Genomic DNA, 238 nt, shown 5'->3' on the forward strand with positions numbered 1-238 from the left:
AACGTGATCCGGAAATGCGCCAGACCAAAAAAGGCAATCAATGGTATTTCGGGATGAAGGGACACATAGGCGTTGATAGCAAGACCAAATTGATTCATGCCGTTGTCGCCACCGGAGCCAATGTCCACGACAGCCAGGTATTGCCAAAATTACTGCACGGGCGCGAGACACGTTACTGGGGCGATTCTGCCTACACGGGCCAAAAGCAGGTTGCACGCAGCAAAGCACCAGGGATAAA

At 52.1% G+C, this 238-nt stretch carries 1 protein-coding gene; it reads left to right on the forward strand.

What is annotated here, in order from left to right; translation table 11 throughout:
- The coding region (locus tag ACO0LI_RS30785; RefSeq protein ID WP_423037750.1) for a transposase at nucleotides 1-238 on the forward strand (238 nt) is incomplete at both ends.

Origin of the sequence: Undibacterium sp. Tian12W, assembly GCF_049339405.1 — a bacterium.
Classification (GTDB): domain Bacteria; phylum Pseudomonadota; class Gammaproteobacteria; order Burkholderiales; family Burkholderiaceae_D; genus Undibacterium.